We start from the raw sequence: 23,487 nt of genomic DNA, 5'->3' as shown, positions 1-23,487 counted from the left end.
GCCGCTTGGCGGGCACTGGTAATCCAGCCATCATATATACACATAACAAAACTGCCGCGCCCGAACAACCAAGGTTCGAGGCGCGGCAGTATGAGTCCGCAGCAGCGATGCAGCAGCTAATTAGTGCCGGTTCGGCAGTTGATTAGCGACTGTGCCGTCCGCGTGATGTGCTGAGCAGTGCGAAGCCGACTGCAACAGCCACCGCACAGGCGGCAACCAGTGCGCTGATGCCCACGCCGGTTTTGGCCAGCGGGGAGAGTCGCTCGAAGCGCGACTCCTGGTTGCCGGTGCTACCGGAACCGCCGTTGACGACGGCGACAGTGCCATTGGTTCCGCCTTGCTGATGCGACTGTCCTGCGGCATCCTTCCAATCATCGGTAACCGCACCACCGCTAGTGGAACCTGCATTGTTCCCTTGTGCAGCCGGGCACTGCTTGGTTGCAGCCGCAGCAGGCTGGCCGGGCTTGCGCGCACCGCTGCCATCGCACAGGTTGACGGATTCGTCACGCTTCCACTGCGCCCACAGCTCCAAACCGCTGCGCTCCACCTTGGTGGCGAAGTCGTAGGGCTTGGCACCCTGCTTGTCCGTGGTCCAGCCTTGGAAGATGTAGCCATAGCGGATGGGGTCGGCGGGGCGGGCGAGCGCCTTGCCGCGGCGCACGTGCAGCTGGTAGCTGACCTCGTCGGTGGCGTGCATGGTCACGGCGAGACGCGGGTTCACCGTCTCAGGCATGGTGCCCCAAATGGCATGCAGCGTGGTATCCGAGGAAACCGGGGTGTCGAAATCGTAGATGTTCGCAGCCGTGGTGTCGTTGGCGTCAAGGCTCCAGCCTTGGAACACGTAGCCGTCACGTACCGGACGCTTCGGACGGGAAGCGGTCTTGCCGTATTCCACCTGCTGTGCGTCCACCGCACTGCCGCCGGCCGTGTCGAAGCTCACTGTGAACTTCTTGGCGGTCCATTGGGCGATCAGTTTGAGATCCGCGGACACCGGGGTGCCAAAATCGAACGCCTTACCTTGCTCGGTAGCCCAACCGGCGAAGTCATAGCCTTCGCGAATCGGATCTTCCGGCTTGGTCACGCTTTGACCTGCCGCCAGCTTGCTGGAGGTAGTGCGTCCGGTGCCATCCGCGTAATCGAAGGTCACCGTGACGAGCTTGGCCCATACGGCGTATAGGTCAAGATCGTCCTTCACCGGCGTGGAGACGTCGTAGGGCTGCTTGCCTGCGGCATCCAAGGCCCAGCCGGTGAACACGTAGCCGTCGCGCTGTGGTGCGGCTGCCTGTCCGGCCAGTCCGCCATCGGCCACCTTGGCCACGGTGGTGGCATCGGTGCCGTCGTTGGTGTGGTAGGTCACGGTATGTGTCACCGCGGTGTCGGCAACCCACTGGGCATACAGCGTCAGATCGCTGTTGACCGCAGCGGTGAAGCTGTATGGCTGGGTGCCGTTGGCATCCAACGTCCAGCCATTGAAGATGAAGCCCTTGCGTACGGGGTCGGCCGGAGCTGCGGCCGCCTCGCCCGGCTTGACTTCGATGGCGTCCACGGCGGATCCGCCTTGCGAATCAAAGGTCACCGTGTGTGCGTTGCTCTTCCACTTGGCGTACACCGTGGCGTCCTTGTTCCACACGTGCGTGGTCCAATCAACCGGCTCGGTGCCGTCCTCATCCAAGTACCAGCCGAGGAATGTGTATCCATCGCGTTCCGGCGCGCCCGGCACACCCCAATCGGCGGGCCAGGTCGAACCCGCATCGAGCACGGTGTCACCGTATGGATACTTCCATTCGTTCTCATGGCCTGCATAGCGGATGGTCACAGCCGGGGTCCACTTGGCATACAAGGTGAACGAGGAGGTCACCGGCGTACCGAACTGGTACTGTTCGGTTCCTTCGGCGTCCTTATACCAGCCCTTGAACGCGTAGCCCTTGCGAGTCGGCGCATCCGGCACCACCACGCCGTCACGCTGGGATTTGCCAGCGGTTACGGCAATGGTCTTGGTGGTTTCGCCACCGTTCGCATCGAAGGTGACCCGGTATGTGGTCGGCTTGCTGGCATACAGCGTCGAATCGCCACTGACCACCCAGAATTCGGCGGTACCGGTGTCCTGCTGGTTCGGATCCACGCGAATCAACGATTCGGGGATCAGGCGGTTGTTGTCGTCCGGATCCTTGTCCTTCCACGTATCGCCGCCCTGACGAATCAGGAACCACGGCACTCGCACACCACTGTTGGATGTGAACGTGTAGGTGGCGATCTCGCCGAAATCATCGTGCCCGGTGAAGGCGTCGCTCGTGCCACCGGCGTTTTCGGTCCAGCTGTAGATATCCCAGCCGTTCCAAATGTTCTTGTCGAGGTCCACGGCCTGGTAATCACCATCGCCACGCTGGTAGTGGATGGTGACGGTCAGGTTGACCGGGTTCTTCTGATCGTTGGGGATTGGCGTGGAGGATGTGCTGCTCTTATCCGGCGAAGCCAGTGAAGCCTCGCTTGGGTTGGCGGCATCCACCCATGCTTCGATCACACCGTCCACATGCTCCAGTTCGGAGGCATGGTAGGTCACACCATAGATTGGCGTGGTGTGGTCGGCGCCCACGATGGCGAAGTCCACCGATTCATGATGCCCGTCCAGCTTCAGGTCGGCCACACTGCCGTAGGAATCGGCAGTGCCGTTGAACTTGTAGTACTTGCCACCAATGGTGATGCCTTCGGCACCGGCAACGTTGGATTTCACGTGCACAATGACTCGGGTGGATTCGGTGGCGCCCTTGGTGACCGGCGTGCCCAACGTGGCCTTATGGCCTTCGACCATGATCATGGTCGACCCCACTTTGGCGGTATAGTTCTTGCCGTTCTCGCCACCGGACCAATCGATGCTGCCGTCGGCCTTGGTGAAGTGGAAGCTCACGCCTTTGAGTCCGGTTTTCTTGATGGTTGCCGAATACCAGCCGTCAGCTCCATTCACCGGCTTCATGGTGATGCTCTGGCCAGCGTTGACGCCGGTTCCCAAGCCGTAGTTCAGCGTCACCGAACCGGTGCCGGAGCCTTCTGGCTTGTAGTACACGGTCAGGGAGGTGTCGGCGATGGTGCCTACATCAACGGTGTCCTCATACTTCGGATCAGAGGGATCGGTGTCTTCACTACCAGTGTTGCCGGGATTATCCGGCGTAACACCGGCGATGATGGCTACTGCCGATCGTGCCGGCACAGTGGCGGAGAGCTTGCCATCCTTGACTTCCACGGTGGACGTGCAGGTGCGTGAAGCATACACGTTGCAGTACACGCCGTCCTTAAGCGAAGTGGTGTAGCTCACCTTGTGATCCTCAAGCGTGTTGTTCATGGCGAGGAAGCCCTTGCCTTCGCGCTCGAAGCCGATATTGTTCTCGCCATCGGTCGACCAGTTGGTCACCTTGGTGCCGGCCACGGCATTATGGAAGCGCACCATGCCGCGCGTGGAGGTCCAACGCTGCTGGCAGATCCACTGGCCGTCGCTCCAACGTTCGGACGACGAGCCGTCGGACGCGGTGCAAGCCGTGTCGAAGTCCACATCCGGCACTTCGGTGTCGGTGGTACCGGCCGCCCCAGCGTCGCTGTCGGAGAACCAGTAGCTGGACAGCAGCTTCGGTGTGCCGTAGTCATAAGCCAGCAGGAAGGCGTTGGCCAGCTCGTAGCGTGCGCCGGATTTCGGCGTCAGCGTTTCGGTGCCGCGCTCGGTATCCCAGTTGCTCACGAAAACGTTGGCTTTATCGCTGGGCAGCAAGCCGGAGCTGATGTTCTTCAGGTCTGCGATGGATCCGGAGAAGTCCTGCTTAAGCTGGTAGGCGTAGCTGAATTCGGTCACGTCGCCGTTGCCCAGGTAGTTCGATGGAGCCAGTGCGGCAGCCTCGCCCTGATGGTAGATCACCTCCTGCACCCAAGGGATGTTCTCTGCCGATACACCAATCTTTTCGGCGAGCTTGGCTTTGATGGCTGCGATGTCTTCAGGCGCCATGTGCTTGGACGAGTCGATACGGTATCCGCGAACACCGTCACGCCACAGCGAGGCCAGGTACTCGGCGATGCTGTTTTGCACGCGTGCCGAGCCGGTGTTGAGGTCCCACATGGTGGAAGGCCTGCAGTTACGCACTTCGTCCGCGTTGGTGTAGTCGCTGATCGGCTGGTCGCAGTCATGGAAGTCCTCGGTGGTGCTGCCATACTGGTGGCCATTACCGTTGTCCTTGTATCGGTACACGCCATCGGCACCGTAGAACGGGTAGCGCCCGTAGGTGCCGTTGTACGGGGTGCCGGCCACACCATGCTGGTCGGTGACCAATGCCACATCAGTACCGGTGGTGTGGTTGATGACAGCGTCCGCGATGATGCCCACATGCGCAGCGTTGCAGGTGGCGATCATGTTCTTGAACTCCGCTTCGGTGCCGTAGCGGGAATCCAGTCTGGTGCTGACCGGCTGGTAGGCGGTCCACCATTGCGTGCCGGTGACTGATTCCGCCGGCGGGGAGACCTGCACCCAGCCTATGCCTTCAGGACCGTAGGTTTTGGTGCACTCCGCGGCCACCGTGTTCCAGGTCTGCTGGAATGCCACGATGGTCACGTCGCTCTGCGGCTGGAAGTCCAGTTTGCTGGATGCGGCATTGGCCATAGTCGGTACCGACACCATAGCCACCGCCACCATGGCGCAACTCGTGAGCGCGACTACTGCCGCGCGACCGATTCGCTTGATCATGGAATACTCCTTTGCAATCTCACGCATGATGACGACCTGCCTTGTTCAGTGCACGCTTGGATGCACGCTTGATGATGACTGCCGCGCCGATCAGCAACAGGGTGATGATGCTCAACACTTCGGCTGTTGCACCGGTGTGCGGCAGTTCCTCATCCGGCGTCTCCGGGCAGAATGGCGTTCTCATGTCCTTCATCACCACGCCACCGTTCTCGCCGAGACCACTGGTGGTCACCGTGCCGTCGGTGTTCACCGTGAAGCCCACGGCTGTGGCTGTGATGTAGCCGGTAGGCGGGTCGATTTCCCGCAGCAGGTAGTCGCCCGGCGCCAGTTCGAGGGTCTTGGTTTCGCCGGCCACCGAGTTCCACACCAGTTCGTTGCCGTCGAGATCCTTGATTCTGTTGCCTTGCGCATCGGTGACTTCGAGCTTGGCTCCGCCGATGGTGGTGTCGCCCAACGCCGCGTTGGCGGAACCATCCACCTTGGAGAACTCGATTTCATGCCGTTCGATGGTGTTGGTGAGCGTGAAGCCAGCGCTGGCATCGCCGGTGATCTTCACTGGCAGGTAACCCTTGGCGTCGCTCACCTCATCAACCGTGTAGGTAATCGGCTTTCCGTTCTCATTGAGGTCGAGATCGGTGAACTGGTGGCTCCAGCCGTTGCTTGCGTTGAGGTCCACGGGCTTGCCGTGTTCCTTACCGTTGGCGTACAGCTGCACGTACACGTGTTCGGGGCGCACGTTGGCCTGGTCATCACCGTCCTGCCACACCTTGTGCACCGAGAATTGGGTTTTCTCCGGCGCATAGGTGTTGGTCAGCGTGAAGTGCTTCGCGTTGTCGGCCGCATCCGAGGAAATCATCGCCGGCGAAACACTGGCGGTGTAGCCGCTGACGGCGTCCTCGCTCAACGTGTAGACGATGGACTTGCCGTCGCTGTCGTACTTCGGCAGTCCTTCGAAACGCCATGTCCAGTTGCCGTCGGCATCGGGGATGGTGTCCACCACCATCTGCACGCCGTTGCCGTAGAGGCGCACAGTGATCTTGTCTGGGCGCTTGCCGTCCTGATTGTCGCCGTCCGACCACTGCTTTTCACCGGTGATGGTGATCGTCTCCGGCGTGTGGATGTTCACCAACGTTACCGCCTGACCGTTTTCGTACGGGCGCACGGCTTGGGCGGCCTGATGGTAGCCCAGCTTCTCCGCCAACGCCGTTTCCACGATGGCGTAGTTGATGCGCTTGCCATTGGCGTCATCACGCTTCAGTCCGGTCCACGTGTTGGTCCACGAATTAGTGTCGGACAGTTCAACGGTGGCATCATCATCGGAATCCAGGCCATTGGCCGTGGTGGCTTTCTGACCATTAGCCACCAGAGTGACCTCCACCGACTGTGGACGCTTGCCGTCACGGTTCTGCCCATCGGACCAACGCTTGACTGCGGCGATCATGGTCTTCGGCTCGGCCTGGTCGCTCATCTGCACCACGCCGTCACTCACCTTGGATCCGTTGATGAACAGCTCGCCACCACTGACGGTGAAGTCGATGGGGTCGGCGGTCAGGTACCCGTTCGGAGCCTGCAGCTCGGTCATGGTGTAATTACCGTCTTCCAGCTGGAACACCTTGGGGCCTGCGGCGTCGGAAGTCCACCGAATCGGTGTGATCTCGGTGCCCTCGAAGGTGGTACCGGTCACTTCCAGCTCGGCTCCGGCCAGTTCCGTCACACCGGAAACCGCGACCTTGGAGAAGGTGACGTTCGTGGAGCCTGGCTTATCCACCATCTTCACCGTACCGTCGCTCTTCTTGTTATCCACAGTCACCGTACCGTCCACCGCTACATCGATGGCGATGGATTCGGCGGGCAGGTACCCTTCCGGAGCGCTGACTTCCTCGAGCACGTAGCTGCCGGGCTTGAGATCCTGCACGTAGCTGCCGGTGGACGAAGTGGTCCATTCGGCGGTGAACGGCTCGCCGGCCAGCGTGGTGCCGGTCAGTCGCAGCACGGCTCCGTCGATCTCTCCCACACCGCCGGTGGCGGATACCTTGGAGATCTGCACCGGATGCTCGGTGAAATCGTCCACCATGGTGATGGTGGCGGCGTCAACCACATCCGCTGGGTTGCCTTGCTGGTCAAGCAGGCGTACCACACCGTGGTCGTCCACGTTGAAGTCCACCGGATCGGCTGCATGATAGTTGCCGTTCTTGGGCGCGCGAATCTCGTTCAGGCTCCAGTTGCCGGGCAACAGATGCAGCACATGCTCCTGTTCGGTGTTCACCGTGGTCCAGGTGTAGGTCTGATCCTTGTTGGATTGGTCCAGACCAGTGACGCTCAGCTCGGCATCGGTCACCGGCTTGCCGGAAGGATCCACCTTGGCCACCTTGACTTCATAGGCGGTCAGCGTATCGATCATCACGACCTGCGCGGTCTTGGAAACAGTGTCGCCAATCCGCACCTGATAGGTGCCGTCGTTCTTGCGTTCCACCTTGAAGGTGATGGAGGAGGCCACATCATAGCCATGCGGTGCCTGATCCTCGTACAGTGTGTACGTGCCTTCCGGCAGCTTCACGGTGCGCGGCGTATCCTGGGAAACCCAGCTGTCCAGTTCGGTGCCGTCCTGAGTGGTCAGGCGCATCAGAGCGCCCGCCACCGGGTTGCCGTCATTGTCTTGCTTGGCGAGCTGGATGTCACCGGTTTCCAACGTATTGGTCAGCGTGAATCCGTGAGCCTGATCGCCGGACACGGTGCCGGTGTACTCCTTGACCGATGTTTCCTGAACGGTGTAGGAGATTTCCTTGCCGTTGGCGTCATAGGCGGTCAGCTTGTCGAATGTGGCCTTCCAACCGTTGTCCGCGGTCAGCGTGGCCACGGTTCCGGTTTCCTTGCCGTTGGCCAGCAGCTTGACAGTAATGGACTTCGGACGCAAACCGTACTGGTTATTGCCGTCGTTCCACGCCTTGGTGACATCCACCGAGGTGAGGATAGGCTGATCCTTCATCACCACCGTCACATCTCCTGTGGCGTTGCCGGCAATGGAACCGTCTTCGTTCACGGTGAACGGTACCGGAGCGGCCAGTTCGAAGCCGGCCGGGGCGGCATCCTCCACCAAGCGGTAGTTGCCGGGCGCCAATGCGACTTCCTTCTCCTGATCGGCCTGGCCTGTGGTCTTCCATGCGTCGACCACGGTCACACCGTTCATATCGGTGACGCGCAGCGTGGCGCCGGCCACATACTGGGTCGTGTCGTTGGCGTTCACCTTGGCGAAGCGCACCTTATGACGCTTGATGGTGTTGGTGATGACCACCGAGCCTGAAGCGTCGGGCTTGGCGCCATCGGCCGGCTGATTGGATTCGTAGGCATCGGAGCCCTTGGTCTCCTTAACCGTATAGGCGATGTCCTTGCCGTTGGCCTTCTTCTTCAGTCCGCTCCACGTATGGCTCCAACCACCTTGCGCGTTCAGCGTTACCGTGGCGTCGGCATCGGACTGCAAGCCGTTGGCCGTGGTGGCCTTCTTGCCATCAGCGTAGAGCTCCATGGTCACCGTCTTCGGACGGTTACCCGAGTTAACGTCGCTGATGCTGCGAGCCGCGGCATCATTCCACGCCTTATATACGGTGATGGAGGTTTCCTCAGGACGGTAGGAGTTGGTCACGGTGTAGCCTTGTGCGGCCGAGCCAGTGACATGTGCCGTGTAGCCTTCCGGCACGTTCAGCTCACGAACCGTATAGTCGATCGCCTTGCCGCCCGCATACTTCGGCAAACCGGTGAAGCTCCACTGCCATTGCGTTTGCTCATTGGCAACCGTGGTCATGGCATTGCCGTTCGCATCCTTCACCGCTGCACCATTCGCGTACAGTCCAATGGTCACCAAGGCAGGGCGCTTACCATCCTGATCGTTCTGGTCATCCCAGACCTTGCTGCCCTGGATCGACGTGGTTTCCGGCGTGTGCTGGTTGGTGATCGCGTTGCCGTTGATTTGCGGCGTGTAGCCGTTCACCGCTTCCTCAACCACGGTGTAGTTGATGGGCTGACCGGCCAGGGCACCTTCGGTGTGCTTGGCGGGCAGGTTGGTGAACGCATAGGTCCAGTTTCCTGCAGCGCTGGCCACTGCACTCTTGCCAGTGTCCGCGCCGTCCGCGTGCAGACGAACCGTCACGGAGGTGGGGCGCTTGCCATCCTGGTTGTTCTGGTCATCCCATGTCTTGGTACCGGTGATGCTGGTGCGTTCCAGCGCATCGGTCATGGTGATGGTGGCCATATCCACCTTCTTGCCGTTCTGCATCACTGTGCCATCGGCCTGAACGCTGAAGGTGATGGGCGACGCCGTCAGATAGCCGGCTGGCGCGGATTCCTCCACCAGCACGTAAGTGCCAGGTGCCAGTTTCGCCTCGTGCACCGCGCCGGAGTCGGTCGTCCAGCTGTCCACTTCCACACCGGATGCGTCGGTCAGCTTCAGGCTGAGTCCTGCATCAGCCAGCGGATTGCCGGATTCATCGACCTTGGCCAGTTTGACCGTGGTGGTTTTGATGGTGTTGGTGATGGTGAATCCATCTGCCGCCGATCCGGTCACCGTGCTGTCGTAACCATTCACCGGTGATTCGGTAACGGTGTAGGCAATGATCTTGCCGTTCTCGTACTTCGGCAGGTTTGTGAAGCTCCACTTCCAGCCCACCGCTGCGGTGGCCACTGCGGTTTTGCCCGTGGATTTGCCATTGGCGTTCAGGGTCACGGTCACGGAAGCCGGACGCTTGCCGGTCAGGTTGTTGTTGTCATCCCAGACCTTGACACCTTGGATGGATGTGGTTTCCGGCGTATGCGTATTAGTCAGCGTGTATCCGGATGATGCATTGCCGCTCATGGTCAGCTTATAGCCGGCAGGTACGTTCTGCTCCTCAACGCTGTATCGAATCAATGCACCAGCGTTGTACTTCGGCAGTCCGGTGAAGCTGGCGGACCACTGGTTGGCCGCGTTCAGCTTCACTGTGTGCCCGGTTGGCTGGCCGTCGGCCTTGAGCTCCACAACAATCTCATCCGGGCGTACGCCGTCCTGGTTGTTGTTGTCCTTCCAAGCCTTGGACACCTTGATATCCGTGGTTTCCGGGGTACGCGTATTGGTAATGGTGTATCCGGACTGCATCGAGCCGGTAATGGCGGAGCTGTATCCGTTGCCGGGAGCCACTTCCTTCACGGACCACGTGACTTTCTGCCCGTTCTCCAGCACCTGCAGCTTGGTCCACGTATAGGTCAGCGCTTCGCCGGTGTCACCGGGCTTAATCACCCAATCCTGGCCGGCCACATGCTGTTCGGCCTTGGATCCAACCTTCTTCCACAGTTGCACGGTGACGGTTGGACGCTTGCCGTCCTGATTGTCGCCGTCCTTCCACACCTTGGTGGCGTTGAGTTCGGTTTCCTCAGGGTTATCCTGCATCACAATGCGACCAACGCCGTTCACGATAAGGTTGCGGCCGTTCAGGTCGACGATCTTGCCGTCCTGGGTCACGCGGAACTGCTGGGCCTGCGCTTGCTGATAGTTGGTGGGGGCCGCGGTTTCAACAAGCTGGTACAGACCGGAGTGCGTGAGCATCACCGTATGCGCGGTATCAGTGGACTTCCAGGAATCGATGAGCTTGCCGGTGCCGCCATCGGTGATATCGCGCAGTTCGAGCGTGGCGCCTTCCAGCGGCGTCTTGCCGTCTTCGGACACCTTGGTGATGGCCACCGGGTATTCCTTCGGCTGCTCGGCATCGGAGACGAACACCACCTGCTGGTGCAGCGTAGCGCCGCCCTCGTTGTTGACTGCCAGCTGCAGCGTCTTGCCGTTCACGGTAACGCCCTGATAGTTGCCATAGTTCGCCGCGCTTTGGCCTGGGAAGACCACATAGATCGGGTCGGCCACCTCGAATCCGGTGGGTGCCTTGGTTTCCCGCACGCGGTACACATTGTCGGCGAGCAGACCATATTGCGTGGTGGTGTAGCCGTCGGCACCGGAGGTAATGGTGCCGATCTTCTCCGCATGGTCTTCGTCAACGGTCCACTTGGTGCCCGCCGTGGACTTCATCGGCACCTTTTCGATCACGAATTCGGCATCCGGCAGTTTGGCTGCCGCATCGGAACCGGCGTACTTGTAGACCTTCAGGCCGAATGTTTCCGAAGTGGTCTCACCCTTGGATTCGACCACCATGGTATCCAACGTATTCGTGGTGCTGCCACCGTGCTCCTCATAGCCCTTGAGCACCGCCTTGTTGGAAGCCTTGAGATTCTCGCCGGTATTCAGCAGTACCTGAGCCTTATAGCTGACGGTAATGGCTTTGGCATCCGGCAGGGAGAAGGTCAGTTGATGCTGTTCGGGATTGTAGGCGTAGGTCCATCCGTCGATGGCCTTGCCATTGGCGTCAACGGCCTTGATGGAGTCCATGCGCAGCGACAGTGCGCTGCTCATCGTATCGGTCAAGGTCAGTGCATTGCCCTTGTTGAGGGTGAATGCACCTGGATTCACATCGATGGTGTATTCCACGAACGGTGCCGTGTCGTCGTCGTACTTGGCCTGCTTATCCAGCAGATCGCCCGGCCCATACCATTGCGACGACACGTCCGGAGCCTGGGCTTGGCCGTCGATGGAAATCACCGCGCTGTTGGAGTATTCCTTGTTCGCCGGTGCGTTGAGGTAATCCGCGACCTGAATGCCGTAGACAATGTACAGGTTGTCGGTGAGCGCGCGCTTGAATGCCGGGGAACCGGGGGCGATGGTGAAGGTCACCGTGCCATCGCCGTTGGCTTTCGCACTTACGCCGCTCAGCGCGCTGGAGGCATTGTATTGCGACTTCCTGGCGCTTACCGAACCATCCACGTACACCGTGCCTTCCGGCAGTGTATCGGTGATGGTTACATTGTTGGCCGTTTCCGGAATATCGTGCACCTTCAGCGACCAATCCATACGGTGATCGTTGTTGTACATGGCGCTCTTGTCCATATTGTCGGTGGTCACGGTGTGCTTGGCATGTGCATACTTGCCGAACGCCGTGGTGCCGTTATGGAATGTGGTCACGTTCACGCCGTCGCGCACTGTGGACGAATACGACACATACAGCTTCTCACCCTGCTTGAGGCCCGCGGTGAACCGCAGCGTATAGCTCTTTTCGGTGGTGTTCAGCGTGTAATCGGCTGCCGTGTACTGCGCCTTGCAGTCGGCGTCCTTGCAGACCTTGATGCTGTCGGCGTCCAAGGTCTGGTAGTCGCCGATGCTCTTGCCCTTGCCGTCGAGATCGAGCGTATCCTCGATGACTACGGTGTTCACGTCCTTTTCGGCGGTGAATGTGGTCAGCCATGGAAGATGCTTACGTTCGGTTGCCGAACCAACATACTGCTTGCTGATATCGCCCTTATCGTTGTCGATGGTCACGGTACCGGGGCGGCTGATGATGCCCGAGCCATCACCCGGAGTCACATCCACGGTGTTGGTCCAGGTCTTCGACGTGGAATCACTGTCGCCGGGCACATTGTTCAGCGGCGTAGTGTATTCGATGACATACTGGCCAAGATCGTTGGAGAGCTGGAATGTGCCGTTGGCCAACGCATTCCAGTCCACCGTGGTCTTCGCCGCATCGCCATTGCCGGACGGCTGTCCGGTGGCGCAATCCACAGTGGGGTACCAGCTGATGCCGCCGTCGGCGGTCTTGCCGTAGCAGGTCATGGTCACCGGACCGGTGGGAGCCTCAACATCAGGGCCAAGCGTATCGAGAATCTTGGTTCCGTTGGCATTGCCGTACTGGCCGGGGCTGATGGTGATGGTCCACTTGGCGTTGTTGTTGCCTTCAAGCGCGCCCTTCTTGCTGACCGACCATGTGGTGTCCACGTCGATGCGGCTTTCGGTTTCCTTATCGCCTTCGGTGTTGCCGTCCCAGTTGTAGACCACCTTATTGGTGCGTTCATCGACGCTGGCGCTGCCCTTGCCGGTGGAATCCATCAGCTTGTTGCGGTCGCCCTTGACGTAATAGCGCACGTACAGGGTGGTGTTGTCGGGGATGGTGGGAATGGTGACGGAGAAGTTCTTATCGCCTTCATTGCCGGTCATGGTGAACTGACCGTTCCAGAGTTTGGTGCAGTTGGCGTCGGTGTAGATGGCGAGCGGCCACTGGTTCTGGTCGGCGAGCGAAAGCAGGTCACCCATCGAATCGTTCAATGTGATGTTGCTGTTGGTGCCGGTGGAATCAACCTTGATGCGGAAGTCGAACAGATCAGGCTGCCCGGCCACCGAGGCACCCTTCTGCTTCTTGGCCACCACTTGGCGAATAGGCGTCACATCCACGGTCACCTTGCCATGGCCCGGGAAATCGAATTCCTGCTTGCCGCCGTCATTGTTGCCGATGCTTTTCGATGTGATGGTGGCGTCGATGGAGGCGCGACCGGTCACGTTGGAGCCTTCATCCTTGGTGTAGGTGGCGATGAGCTTGCCGTCCTTGATGGTGAAGCTGCCGTCTACATCACCGCCGTTATACAGCGGATAGGATTTGCCTGACGTGTCGAATTGCAATCCCTTGGGCAGCTCGTAGACGAAGACGTCACCCTTCTTGACTTGGATGTTATTGGGGATGGCCCAGCGGATGTTGGCACGAATCTTGTCGTTGTAGTCCAGCTTCATGCCCTCGACATACGGTTCCCAAGTGGTGCAGGAGGAACCGCCGCGGCACACCATCACCGTGGAGGTCTGGTCACCCTTATCAACGTAGTCGGCGAGGTTGCGTTCCACAGCCTCGGCGGAGCCGACACCCACAATCATGCAGGCGAATAAGGTCGCCAATGCCGCTATGGCGGCGGCAACCTTGGTGTACAGCTTGGCATGACGTTGCTTGTCTTGATGCATGGCCTTGCTCATGCGGGATCTCCCATCCCTCTTTGTAACCCGAGCGCCAGCAAATACGCCCGGACGTATGTGTGACCAGCGTTCTGCGGGGACGCCCGTATGGAACTAGCTGGGGTTGCCGTCCTTCTGGGACTTGCGGCAACAGCAACCGGCTTCATCGACGGGCTGCCAACGGTGGCTGGTTCGTTCTTCTTCTGCTGACAAGATATCACACAGTGCATAAGTATGCAAAACCATATGAATGTTGATATTTCAGCGTTTTTTGTTAAGAAACGCCGATATGCAAATGTTTGCATTGATTACGTTTGCAGGACAATGGGAACAAAGCAGCGGGAACAGAACAAAGGAAACAGAACAACGGAAACAGAACAGAGAAAGCCAAGCAGCCGACGCGCGGCCTCTCCATCCTCTATGCTGTGCGACTCGCACCCTGAGCGGCACACACCTTGAGTAGCACACACCTTGAGCGGCAAACACCCTGCACGACACGCACCTTATATATAAGGACATAGAGAAGAACCCCCGATTGCCGCACTGTTGTGCTGCGTCGCAATCGACGCGCAGCACAACAGCGGCAAATCGGGGGCTTTGGTGAAGCGGCAACGATTACCGCGTGATATGCATCACCGCCAAGCACCAGGCGTTTTCGTAGGAGACTTCCGCCCACTGCTTGTATCGTCCGGACAAGCCGCCGTGGCCGGCTTCGACCTCGATTTTCGCCACGGCGTCCACTCCTGCGGATTGCAGGCGCGCCAACCATTTCAATGGCTCAACGTAGAGCACGCGGGTGTCGTTCATCGAAGTGGTGATGAAGATGCGCGGGAAGTCCTTACCGCAAACAGCTGGCTCAGTGGCTGCAGTGGACTCCGCAGTCACAGCGGCTTCAGCAGTTTCAGCGGTCTCGGCAGTCTCGGCGACCTCAGCAACCGGCACATTCTCGTATGGCGTGTACGACTTCATATACCGGTACACATCCGCATCATGCAGCGGGTCGCCCCACTCATCCCATTCGGTGACGGTCAGCGGCAGATCCGGGTTCAGAATCGAAGTCAGCGCATCCACGAACGGCACATCCGCTTCAATGCCGGCATAGCATTCCGGTGCCATATTGGCCACCGCGCCCATCAGCAGACCACCTGCCGAGCCACCATTGGCCACAGTGCGCCGAGGATCAGCCAAATGAGCGGCCTGCAACGCGCGCGTGGCATCCACAAAGTCCTCGAACGAATGCTTCTTATTGAGTCGTCGCCCCTGCTCATACCAAGCGCGCCCCATTTCGCCGCCGCCGCGAATATGCGGCACCGCATACAGCACGCCGCGATCGAGCATGCTTAGGCGGGCCACGGAGAAACCGGGATCCGATGAGATTTCATACGCACCGTATCCGGTGATGAACATCGGTGAATCCTGCGCCGGGAAGTCACGACGCCACACCAGCGAGACCGGAATCCGTTCGCCATCGCGTGCAGTGATCCATACGCGACGTTCCATATAATCGCGCGGGTCGAAGTTGCCGAGCACTTTGCCGCGCTTCAGCAACGTATCGCGGCCGGCGGCAGGGTCGATTTCGTGCAGTTCGCCGGGGCGAGTGTAGCTGGCGAACGAGTAGCGCATGCGTGGCGCATCATAGGAGGGATTGCCGCCGGTACCAATGCTGTACAACCGTCGGGTCTCGCCGGGCAGATGATCGTCGCTCGCACCGTCGAACGAAGAGGTACTGTCCTGCGGCGCCGAATCCGCAGTCCACAGTCGTTCGCCATGGTCACCGGTTTCGTCGAAGCGGTCGGCGGCGACCATATCCCAGTCATTGTCGAGCGGCGGCGGCAACAGTTCCGTGAATCGCCACGGACGGCCGGCCAGAAAATCCTCAGCCGCCGCGGCTTTAGTGGTGTATGCCACGCGCGTCTGACCATCCGAGCGATAGCTCAGCGTCACGAAATACTTATGCAAGGCGATGCCTTCTATACCAAGACCATGCGCACCCTGCAGAATCGTGGGATTACCGGGGTTAAAGTACGCTTCGGTGATTGGCCTGTCCGGCTCACCCTGTTCGCAGCCGTACGGCGAGCCCGCTGCCACGCATACGCCTTCGCCCAGGCGATACGGTGGCTTGTGCGCGCGCATATCAATCACATCGATTTCGAAATTCGGATTCTTGGCGTTGTGGTAGACCACGGCCAGCGGCACATCTTCGCCGTGCTCCCCCGCACCTTCGAAGCAAGCGAAGCTCACATCGTATTCCACATCGGTTTTGCGGGGAATAAACGCTTGGAATTCACCTTCCGGCGTGGCCACCGGCAGCATCAGCACTTCGGTGGTGGTTTTCGAGCCAGTGCCGATCACAATGCTGCGTTCATCGAAACTGATGCCGGCGCCCACCCAGAACCGCTCGTCGGCCTCACGGTACACGCAGACGTCAGAGTCCACCGGCGCGCCCACATGGTGACGCCAAATGGCGCACGGACGCCACGAGTCATCGACCTCGGTCCAGAACACCCATTGGCCGTCCGGCGTGAAGCATGCGCCGCCGATGCCGGCGAACAGCTCCGGCAACTCCACCGGATGCCCCTGCCGCAGGGTTTCGTCAAGGTCGCGAATGCGAAAATCGTAGCGCTCGTCGCCGCTCACATCCACGCCGTACAGCATCCAACGGCCATCATGGCTCAAATCCAAACCGCCCAAGCGGAAGAAATCATGACCTTCCGATTCCACATTGGCATCGAATACCACCTGCTCGCCGGGCATGGAACCGGGCGCGCCTTGCGGGTCCACCACCGGCGGATCCCAATCGTCGGCGCCACGTACCGGCATACGGCATTGCACGCCGTACTGTTTGCCCTGCTGGGTGCGGGTGAAATACCAGTAATCGTTGATGCGCGTGGGCACGGACATGTCCGTCTCCTCCACGTGCGCTTTCAGTTCCTCGAACAATGTGTGGCGCATCCCTGCCAGATGGCTCATACGCGCTTCGCAATACCGGTTCTGCTCGGCTACATAATCGCGTACTTCGTCGGATTCCTTATTGCGCATCCATTCGTAGTTATCGATAAACACGTCACCGTGAAATTCGCGGCGCGTGGGTTCGCGCTTGGCCACGGGCGGCTTCATTGCTTCGCTCTGCTGGGTCTTCTCAGTCATATCACGCGATTGTACGCGCCGGTAAGGGACTTATGCCCCGGCATAGCGCACACTTGCGCTACCGTGCATGCTCTTTCAGGTACGGCAGCATGGTTTTGAGAATGTTCGCGCCCGTGGTGCCCGTGAACACCGGCACTTCGGTGACCGGCATCGGCTGCGTGGAAGTAAGTCCCGCCACGGAAGCAAGTCCCGGGGTTTCCTTGGGGCTCAGTTGACGGATGGCGATGGCCAGCACGCGACCCGGATAGCGCTTGGCGATGGTGGCGTAGGTAGTGGGATCCTTCTGTCCATCGTCGCCGACCAGAATGAACTTCATATCCGGGAAGTCGGCCATCAGCTGCTCGGCGAACTCCAGCTTGTGCTGCGGACCGGACGGCACGAACGTCTTGGGACGTGGGTCGAGGTCACGCAAGAGCAGCGGACCTTCCGGGAAACCATGGTCGGTGATGAAATGGCGAATCGAGCTTTCCACATTCCACGGCGACGTGGAAAGATAGAAGAACGGCGCATCCGGGAATAGATCGGATATGCGCGCGAACAGTACGCTCATGCCCGGTACCGAAGCTTTTTTCTTGGGATTCAGGAACAGCAGATTGTAGGCGGCCTTCCAGAGCACCGGCGCCTGGGTAATCATGATGGTGTCGTCCACGTCCGAGATGATGCCCACTTTGGCGCTGGCTGGAATGGTGTATAGGTTGGCGCTCACCGGTTTACGGTTGTCCACACTGTAGGACACACGATGGATGCCGGGTGTCAGACGGTGTTCGGCCACCAGATCAAGGTAGCCTGCAGAATCGGAAATCGCGTATTCACCGCTCAGGTCGCGGCTGCGATCGACTTTGTCGTAGACTTCCGAGTCCCCAATCTGCACGGTGTTGAGCGGGGTGTCATCGATGCTGGCCTGTACATGCGTGCGCGGTGCAGGGATGGTGAGCATGCCGCGGATGCCGCGAATCAGCAGACCGGACTGACCATGTACCGGCGCGTACACCGTTCGGCAAATCAGGCGCGAGTAGTCGCCGGTGCCGTAGCCCACATAAGGCTCCACGCGAGGGAACCAGCCGAGCCGCTGCGCTACGAGCGCGGACGCATGCGACCACACGCCGAATGTATTGGTAATAACGCGGCGCATCAGACGAATCAGCGGGGGCTTGACCTCAATCCGCTCACGTTTGGAGGCTGCGTCAAAGGTGGTGACGGCACTGCGCGCGGGAATCGGCACCGTAGGCATGGCATCGTCGGCATTACCGGTGGACGTACCGGCGGCTGCCGGCGAGTCACCGGCTGCGGTGTTGCGCGTCGCATCATCTGCGCCCACAGGCGCATGCGTCTCGCCGCGATGCAACAGATGCAACGCTTCAAGACGCTTGCCTGCGGCTTCAAAATCCTCGCGTGGGCTTCTCATGCCCCTAACTATAGGCCATGGGTGCTATGAGAACGCTACGAATGGCTTCAGCGAATCACCTTGGCGTATTCCTCGGCGGTCAGCAGGTCGGGCTCATCGTCGTCAAGCTCGACCTTCAAGATCCAGCCTTCACCGTACGGATCGCCGTTGATAACGGACGGATCGTCCGAAACATCACGGTTGACGTATTTGATGACGCCAGCCACCGGGCTGATCATCGGTTGCACGGCCTTGGAGGATTCCAATTCCACGATTTCGTCGCCCGCTTCGACGCGCGAACCAGGTTCGGGCAAATCCACGAACACGAGTTCACCGAGCTGGTCGGCGGCGTATTCGGTGATGCCGAGGATGGCGAGCTCGCCGGAGCGATCGACCCAGACATGCTCGTCGGAGTATTCCAGATGATCGGGAATGTCCAGGTTCAATGGCTGTTCAGTTTCTTCACTCATAGTCATAAGCCTATCCCATATTCCCCATATTCGGCGAGCCTGCGGCTACCTTACAGCTCACGTCCGAGCCACTCCTCAATCATGTATCGTGCAATGGTGGCACGCCCCGGTGCCGCCATGCGTCCGGAGATCAGTTCGGCGGTGTACTCGTCGCGGGTGACCCAGCGCGCGGTAACGGTCTCTTCACCGTCCACATGCACATCCGTAGTCACGGCGTGCGCCTTGAACGCCATCATCAATGACGCCGGGAACGGCCATGGCTGGGAGCCGAGGTAGCGCACTTCGCCGAGCTTGATGCCGGTTTCCTCCAAAGCCTCGCGGCGGCATGCATGTTCAAGGTTCTCCCCCGCCTCCACGAATCCTGCAGACACCGAGTAGAGTCGTTCGTCCTTCCATGCGGCATTGTGTTGCAGCAGCAGACGATCCTGTCCGTCCACGATGGCAGTGATTACCGCCGGTTCGACGCGCGGGAACAGAATACGGTGTCCATCCGCCGCATTGGAGCAACGCTGCGCCCATCCGGCGAGCGCTGTTTCGACCGGTGCGCCACAGGTGGGGCAGAACCGTTGGCGGGAGTGCCAGATGCTCAGGGTGATGGCGCTGGTGGCCTGCCCGGCTTCGCGCGCGTTGGCATGTGGCGCAAAACCGCGCAAATCGACCCAATCGAATCGTTCCACGGACTGTTGCAGCAATGTTGGCTTGGGCTGCGGGTGCTGTTGCGTTGTGAGGTCGACGGTTTCATCGAATGCATCGTCGGCACCTTGACCGGCGGAATCCGGTACGCTGAGCGCACCGTCGACGGTACCGTGATCCTCGGTGCCGAGCACGCCGGTCACACTGGCAGTCGTACCATGCTGGCCTGCCGTGGTGCAGCCGTCGCATCCGGCTGCACTGCCCGCATGATGGTGCGTATCGGTGTGTTCACCCGGCGCAGGCACACGCGAGATATCCACTGCCACCACGGATTCGCCGCGCACGCCGCCGTAGGAGCCGAGGAACATGGCTACCGCCTCGGGGTACCGGTTGAGTTCCGCGGTCACGTAGGCGCCGGGCAATGTGGCGAGCCGCATTTTGACGTTTTCGTAGTCGACGAGTTCGCCCTGTCCGCGCGGCACGGCGATGCGACCTGCACGGGTCAGAATCACTTTGGTATTGGGATTCTGCAGCAACTCGTCAATAAGCCCTGGCTCGCTGCGACGATCGACTTGGTAGTCGATATCGCCTTGCGCGAGCGGCAGGAACGGCAGCGCACGGGTCAGTGCAAGCGGTGAGAAATGAATATCTGCGGTCATGGCTGATTACTGCTCCTGTACGCGGCGGACCAGGGACAGCAGCGCGCGCGCCACGGTCTCCGGATGTTCAACGGCGCTGAAGTGTCCGCAATCAGGAATGTCGACGAATTGTGCGCCGGCGATGCGGTCGGCGAGCGGCTTCATCACACTCGGGTTGCTGGTGGGATCGAGTTCACCGGACACCACCACAGTCGGGGCGGTGATGGTTTCCGGAACATTACCCATGTCCGGGCGGCCGTACGTCATGCGTTGACGCCATGCCAGGCCGGCGGGATTCTGTTCCTCAATCCATGTGGTCATGGTGGTGATGAATTCCGGGGTTTTCTTCACTGTAGAATCGCCGTCTGCCGGCTTGGCGAAATGCATGACCGGTTCCACGGAGTTGGTCTGCTCTGCGGCATCCGCCATAGCAAGGCGGCCTTCGCCGCCGGTGCCGTCGGATGCGGCCATGGTGTCGCATAGGGCCAGACCGGCCACCGTTTCAGGGTGGCGGCGCTGGATATCCATCGCCACATAACCGCCCATCGACAATCCCACCCAGATGGCTTGGCTGTAGCCGGCATCGTTGATCAGCGCCACATAAGCGTCCGCCAAACGGTCAAGCGCCTCGGTATAAGCGCCGTTCGCCAGTTGAGGGCCGGAATCCTCGGCGCTTGGCACCGGGGATTCGCCGGAGCCTGCCATATCCGGCGCCCAGATCGGGAACGGAGGCACATCATTCAGGTAAGAAAGATCCGCGAGCGCCTTCGCGCACACGTCCCACATGCGGTGATCCACCGGATAGGCGTTCATCAGCACCACCGGCACGCCTTCGCCTTCGCGATAGACATGATTGACCAATTCGATTGCCATATGCACTTCCTTGAATTCGAGATTCAACACGTATTCAACATGCCACCATGCGGTAGCTGCATTACCGGCGCAGTCGCCGCTGCAATGCGGTATTACCGCCGCGCGTTCACACGCCTGCCCAAGCCAGCGCCTGACGCACAATGCGCCCATGTCCATTGACCATCTGGTCCACGAACTTGTCCATCAGATCGCTCTTGGGATCGACCCACTCCACGTCAAGCGTCTCATCCTGCGGTTTGCAGTCACCGGCGATGGCCACTACGTAGCACAAGGCGATCGCATGCTGGCGTGGGTCATAGTATTCGCTCAGGCCCGGGGTCGGGAAGAACTCGGCCACGGTGAACGGCTGGAGCGAAGCGGGCAGCAACGGCAGCGCGATATCGCCCAGATCCTTGGCCACATTGCGGGCGATGGCCTCGCGCAACGTCTCATGGAACAGCACTCGGCCGGTAATCAGCGTGCGTTCGATCGATCCATCATCCGAAACGCGCAGTAGCGAGCCGACCTGTGCGATGCGACCCATATCATCGGTGCGCACCGGCACAATCTCCACATAGGCAATCGGCATCTGATGGCGCGCACGATTGATGTCCGCGGGGCCAAGCCACCCCGGAGGATTGCTGTGTCCCGCCCCACCTCCGTGGATGAAGTCCTCGGGAGTGATGTTGTCGAATTCGCCGCGCTTGCGGCCTGCATCGAAATCGCCCTCGTCGGGCACTTCATCATTCATGACTGGCATGGTTCCCATTATCGCGCGCGTAATTGGGTGGCGGCTCATCTTTCAGCGAAATATGGGCAAACGTTTGGCTTGTGGCGTAGTCAACGGCGCGTCCGGTCTTTTCCATGCGCGAATTGTTGGGTGGTGCTGTCAAGCTGGAGCCCAGAACGCACCACATATCACCAACACAACCATCAAGGAGAGGCATATGGCGACCAAGGCCATCACTTCCGCGCAATTCGAGCAGACGATCACCGACAATGAAATCGTGTTCGTGGACTTCTGGGCCACCTGGTGCGGCCCGTGCCGCGCATTCGGCCCGATTTTCGAGGCGGCTTCCGACAAGCCGGAGAATAAGGACATCGCGTTCGTGAAGGTGGACATCGATGCCAATCAGGATCTGGCTCAGGCAGCCGGCATTCAGGCCGTGCCCACGCTGATGATCGCCAAGCAGGGCGAGGTCATCTTCCAGCAGGCCGGCGCATTGCAGGCCGCCGACCTGGACGATCTGATCGGTCAGGCCAGGGCGCTCGACCTTGCTGCCGCCAAGGCACAAGCAGCCGCGCAAGCCGCTGAGTAATCGACGAGTAATCGACGAGTAATCGACGAGTAATCGCCGACTGAATGGTGATTGCCGATCACTGAAGCAGGCGCATCAGCAATCACCACTATATTTGGCGCTATTCAGCCAAGCCAACCACTACATATGCCGACTTCTGCCATCTCTCGCAGAGTCGGCATATCGTTGTTCATCCACCGCCCCGTCTATCATGGAGAGCGATGTGTGCAGCTTGGTCATAGGCAATACGCCATACACCATCTGCACAATTGATGCGGTTATATAGTCGTTCATCGAGTTGCAATCAACGCAAGGAGCGTAATGACGAGACACGGCAGGAAAACCTCCCCCCTCAAGTCCCTGAGCCTCAGCAAGCGTCAGTGGGCCAAAATCGGTGCGGTGATTGCCGCCGGAGGGTTGATCGCCGGTGCAGGATTCGTATCCCGCAACTTCTACCAGTCGGATACCGTGCAGCCCAACACCCAGCTCAGTGCGTTCTCCGTCACCGACTCCGCAGCCTCACGTTCCGCAGCGCGCGGCAATCTGAACGGCGCAGACAAGAACACCACGTACGTCACCGTGAAGATCAACGGCGATTCGCGTGTGGTGCTTGGCGAGAAAAGCGAGATGAAAACCGTTAAGGACGTGCTCGAAGCCGGCAATATCACACTGGATCCGAGCGACACCGTGTCCCCGTCGTTGAAGAGCAAGGTCACCGAGTCCACGGTCATCACCATTAACCGTGCAGGCGCTGAGGTGGAGACCAGCGACACGGATATTCCGTTCAACGAGGTCCGCAAGGAAACCTCCAGCCTGCCCAAGGGCACCGAAAAGGTGGAGACCGAAGGTCAGAACGGCGTGATGGAGACCACCTCCCTGGTGACCCGCGCCGGCAACAAGGTCGTGTCCTCCAACGTGTTCGCATCCTGGGTCAAGAAGGCTCCGGTCGATAAGGTGATTCTGGTGGGCACCGGCTCCTCGTCGTCATCTTCCAGCTCGTCGACCAGCTTGGGCACCACAGTGCCGGCCGGTGAAATGCAGACTTGGGCACATGATTGGCTGCTTTCCAACGGGTACAGCGAAGAGGACTTCACCGCCGCGAACTTCATCATCAACCATGAATCCGGCTGGAATCCCACTGCCACGAATCCTTCCTCCGGCGCCTACGGTCTTCCTCAGGCGCTGCCTGGCAGCAAGATGGCTTCGGCCGGTTCCGACTGGGCCACAAACTACCAGACCCAGTTCAAGTGGTTCGTGAATTATTGCAACGGCCGCTATGGATCGATTGCCGGCGCCTATGCGCATTGGCAGCAGTACAAGAGCTACTAGGATTCATAAGTGATATAGCTTGCACGATACTCTTCACAATAAGCCCTGCCATCAGGCGGGGCTTTTGCGTATCCCTACATTCAAAAAGGTTCAAAAAGGACCTCGCAATTCTGCTGGTAATTTGCAATATTTTCGATTATTTAGTTAGAATTATCGAGAAAACAATATCGGGAATTC

At 59.8% G+C, this 23,487-nt stretch carries 10 protein-coding genes; 2 read left to right on the top strand and 8 right to left on the bottom strand.

Annotated elements, in window-relative coordinates; genetic code table 11:
• Positions 1–142: 142 nt before the first annotated feature.
• From JS530_RS02925 to JS530_RS02890, 8 genes are all read right to left on the bottom strand, one after another.
• Positions 143–4,747: an InlB B-repeat-containing protein gene (locus tag JS530_RS02925; RefSeq protein WP_214375729.1), complete on the bottom strand. Its 4,605-nt coding sequence runs from the start codon at positions 4,745–4,747 to the stop codon at positions 143–145.
• Complete coding sequence (locus JS530_RS02920; RefSeq protein WP_214375728.1) at positions 4,740–13,580, bottom strand: Cna B-type domain-containing protein; 8,841 nt, start codon at positions 13,578–13,580, stop codon at positions 4,740–4,742. The genes JS530_RS02925 and JS530_RS02920 overlap by 8 nt, the downstream gene beginning before the upstream one ends.
• A gap of 594 nt (positions 13,581–14,174) precedes the next feature.
• Complete coding sequence (locus JS530_RS02915) at positions 14,175–16,706, bottom strand: S9 family peptidase (protein WP_214375727.1); 2,532 nt, start codon at positions 16,704–16,706, stop codon at positions 14,175–14,177.
• 58 nt (positions 16,707–16,764) lie between these two features.
• Positions 16,765–17,937 carry an App1 family protein phosphatidate phosphatase gene (locus tag JS530_RS02910; RefSeq protein ID WP_425350846.1) on the bottom strand — a complete coding sequence of 391 codons (1,173 nt, stop codon included), beginning with the start codon at positions 17,935–17,937 and terminating at the stop codon, positions 16,765–16,767.
• Between the two features lie 221 nt (positions 17,938–18,158).
• Complete coding sequence (gene gcvH, locus JS530_RS02905) at positions 18,159–18,566, bottom strand: glycine cleavage system protein GcvH (protein ID WP_214375725.1); 408 nt, start codon at positions 18,564–18,566, stop codon at positions 18,159–18,161.
• A 44-nt stretch (positions 18,567–18,610) separates the two neighbouring features.
• Positions 18,611–19,852: an NAD(+) diphosphatase gene (gene nudC / locus JS530_RS02900; protein WP_214375724.1), complete on the bottom strand. Its 1,242-nt coding sequence runs from the start codon at positions 19,850–19,852 to the stop codon at positions 18,611–18,613.
• A gap of 6 nt (positions 19,853–19,858) precedes the next feature.
• Positions 19,859–20,704: an alpha/beta fold hydrolase gene (locus tag JS530_RS02895; protein WP_214375723.1), complete on the bottom strand. Its 846-nt coding sequence runs from the start codon at positions 20,702–20,704 to the stop codon at positions 19,859–19,861.
• Positions 20,705–20,810: 106 nt separating this feature from the next.
• Entirely contained in the window at positions 20,811–21,443 is a 633-nt protein-coding gene (locus JS530_RS02890) for an NUDIX hydrolase family protein (protein WP_214375722.1), read from the bottom strand.
• A 187-nt stretch (positions 21,444–21,630) separates the two neighbouring features.
• On the opposite strand from JS530_RS02890, the gene trxA reads away from it, so the two are divergent.
• On the top strand, positions 21,631–22,002 hold the full coding sequence (gene trxA, locus JS530_RS02885; RefSeq protein WP_214375721.1) for a thioredoxin: 372 nt from the start codon (positions 21,631–21,633) through the stop codon (positions 22,000–22,002).
• A 300-nt stretch (positions 22,003–22,302) separates the two neighbouring features.
• Positions 22,303–23,310: a resuscitation-promoting factor gene (locus tag JS530_RS02880; protein ID WP_214375720.1), complete on the top strand. Its 1,008-nt coding sequence runs from the start codon at positions 22,303–22,305 to the stop codon at positions 23,308–23,310.
• Positions 23,311–23,487 lie beyond the last annotated feature (177 nt).

Origin of the sequence: Bifidobacterium colobi (assembly GCF_018555455.1) — a bacterium.
Classification (GTDB): domain Bacteria; phylum Actinomycetota; class Actinomycetes; order Actinomycetales; family Bifidobacteriaceae; genus Bifidobacterium; species Bifidobacterium colobi.
The sequence above is the reverse complement of the archived record's forward strand: the minus strand, read 5'-3'. Positions and strand labels throughout refer to the sequence as shown.

Excerpts from the sequence above, each read along its gene's own strand:
- JS530_RS02925 (WP_214375729.1), bottom strand. The coding sequence starts at position 4,747 with ATGCGTGAGATTGCAAAGGAGTATTCCATGATCAAGCGAATCGGTCGC.
- JS530_RS02920 (WP_214375728.1), bottom strand. The coding sequence starts at position 13,580 with ATGAGCAAGGCCATGCATCAAGACAAGCAACGTCATGCCAAGCTGTAC.
- JS530_RS02915 (WP_214375727.1), bottom strand. The coding sequence starts at position 16,706 with ATGACTGAGAAGACCCAGCAGAGCGAAGCAATGAAGCCGCCCGTGGCC.
- JS530_RS02910 (WP_425350846.1), bottom strand. The coding sequence starts at position 17,937 with ATGCCTACGGTGCCGATTCCCGCGCGCAGTGCCGTCACCACCTTTGAC.
- gcvH (WP_214375725.1), bottom strand. The coding sequence starts at position 18,566 with ATGACTATGAGTGAAGAAACTGAACAGCCATTGAACCTGGACATTCCC.
- nudC (WP_214375724.1), bottom strand. The coding sequence starts at position 19,852 with ATGACCGCAGATATTCATTTCTCACCGCTTGCACTGACCCGTGCGCTG.
- JS530_RS02895 (WP_214375723.1), bottom strand. The coding sequence starts at position 20,704 with ATGGCAATCGAATTGGTCAATCATGTCTATCGCGAAGGCGAAGGCGTG.
- JS530_RS02890 (WP_214375722.1), bottom strand. The coding sequence starts at position 21,443 with ATGCCAGTCATGAATGATGAAGTGCCCGACGAGGGCGATTTCGATGCA.
- trxA (WP_214375721.1), top strand. The coding sequence starts at position 21,631 with ATGGCGACCAAGGCCATCACTTCCGCGCAATTCGAGCAGACGATCACC.
- JS530_RS02880 (WP_214375720.1), top strand. The coding sequence starts at position 22,303 with ATGACGAGACACGGCAGGAAAACCTCCCCCCTCAAGTCCCTGAGCCTC.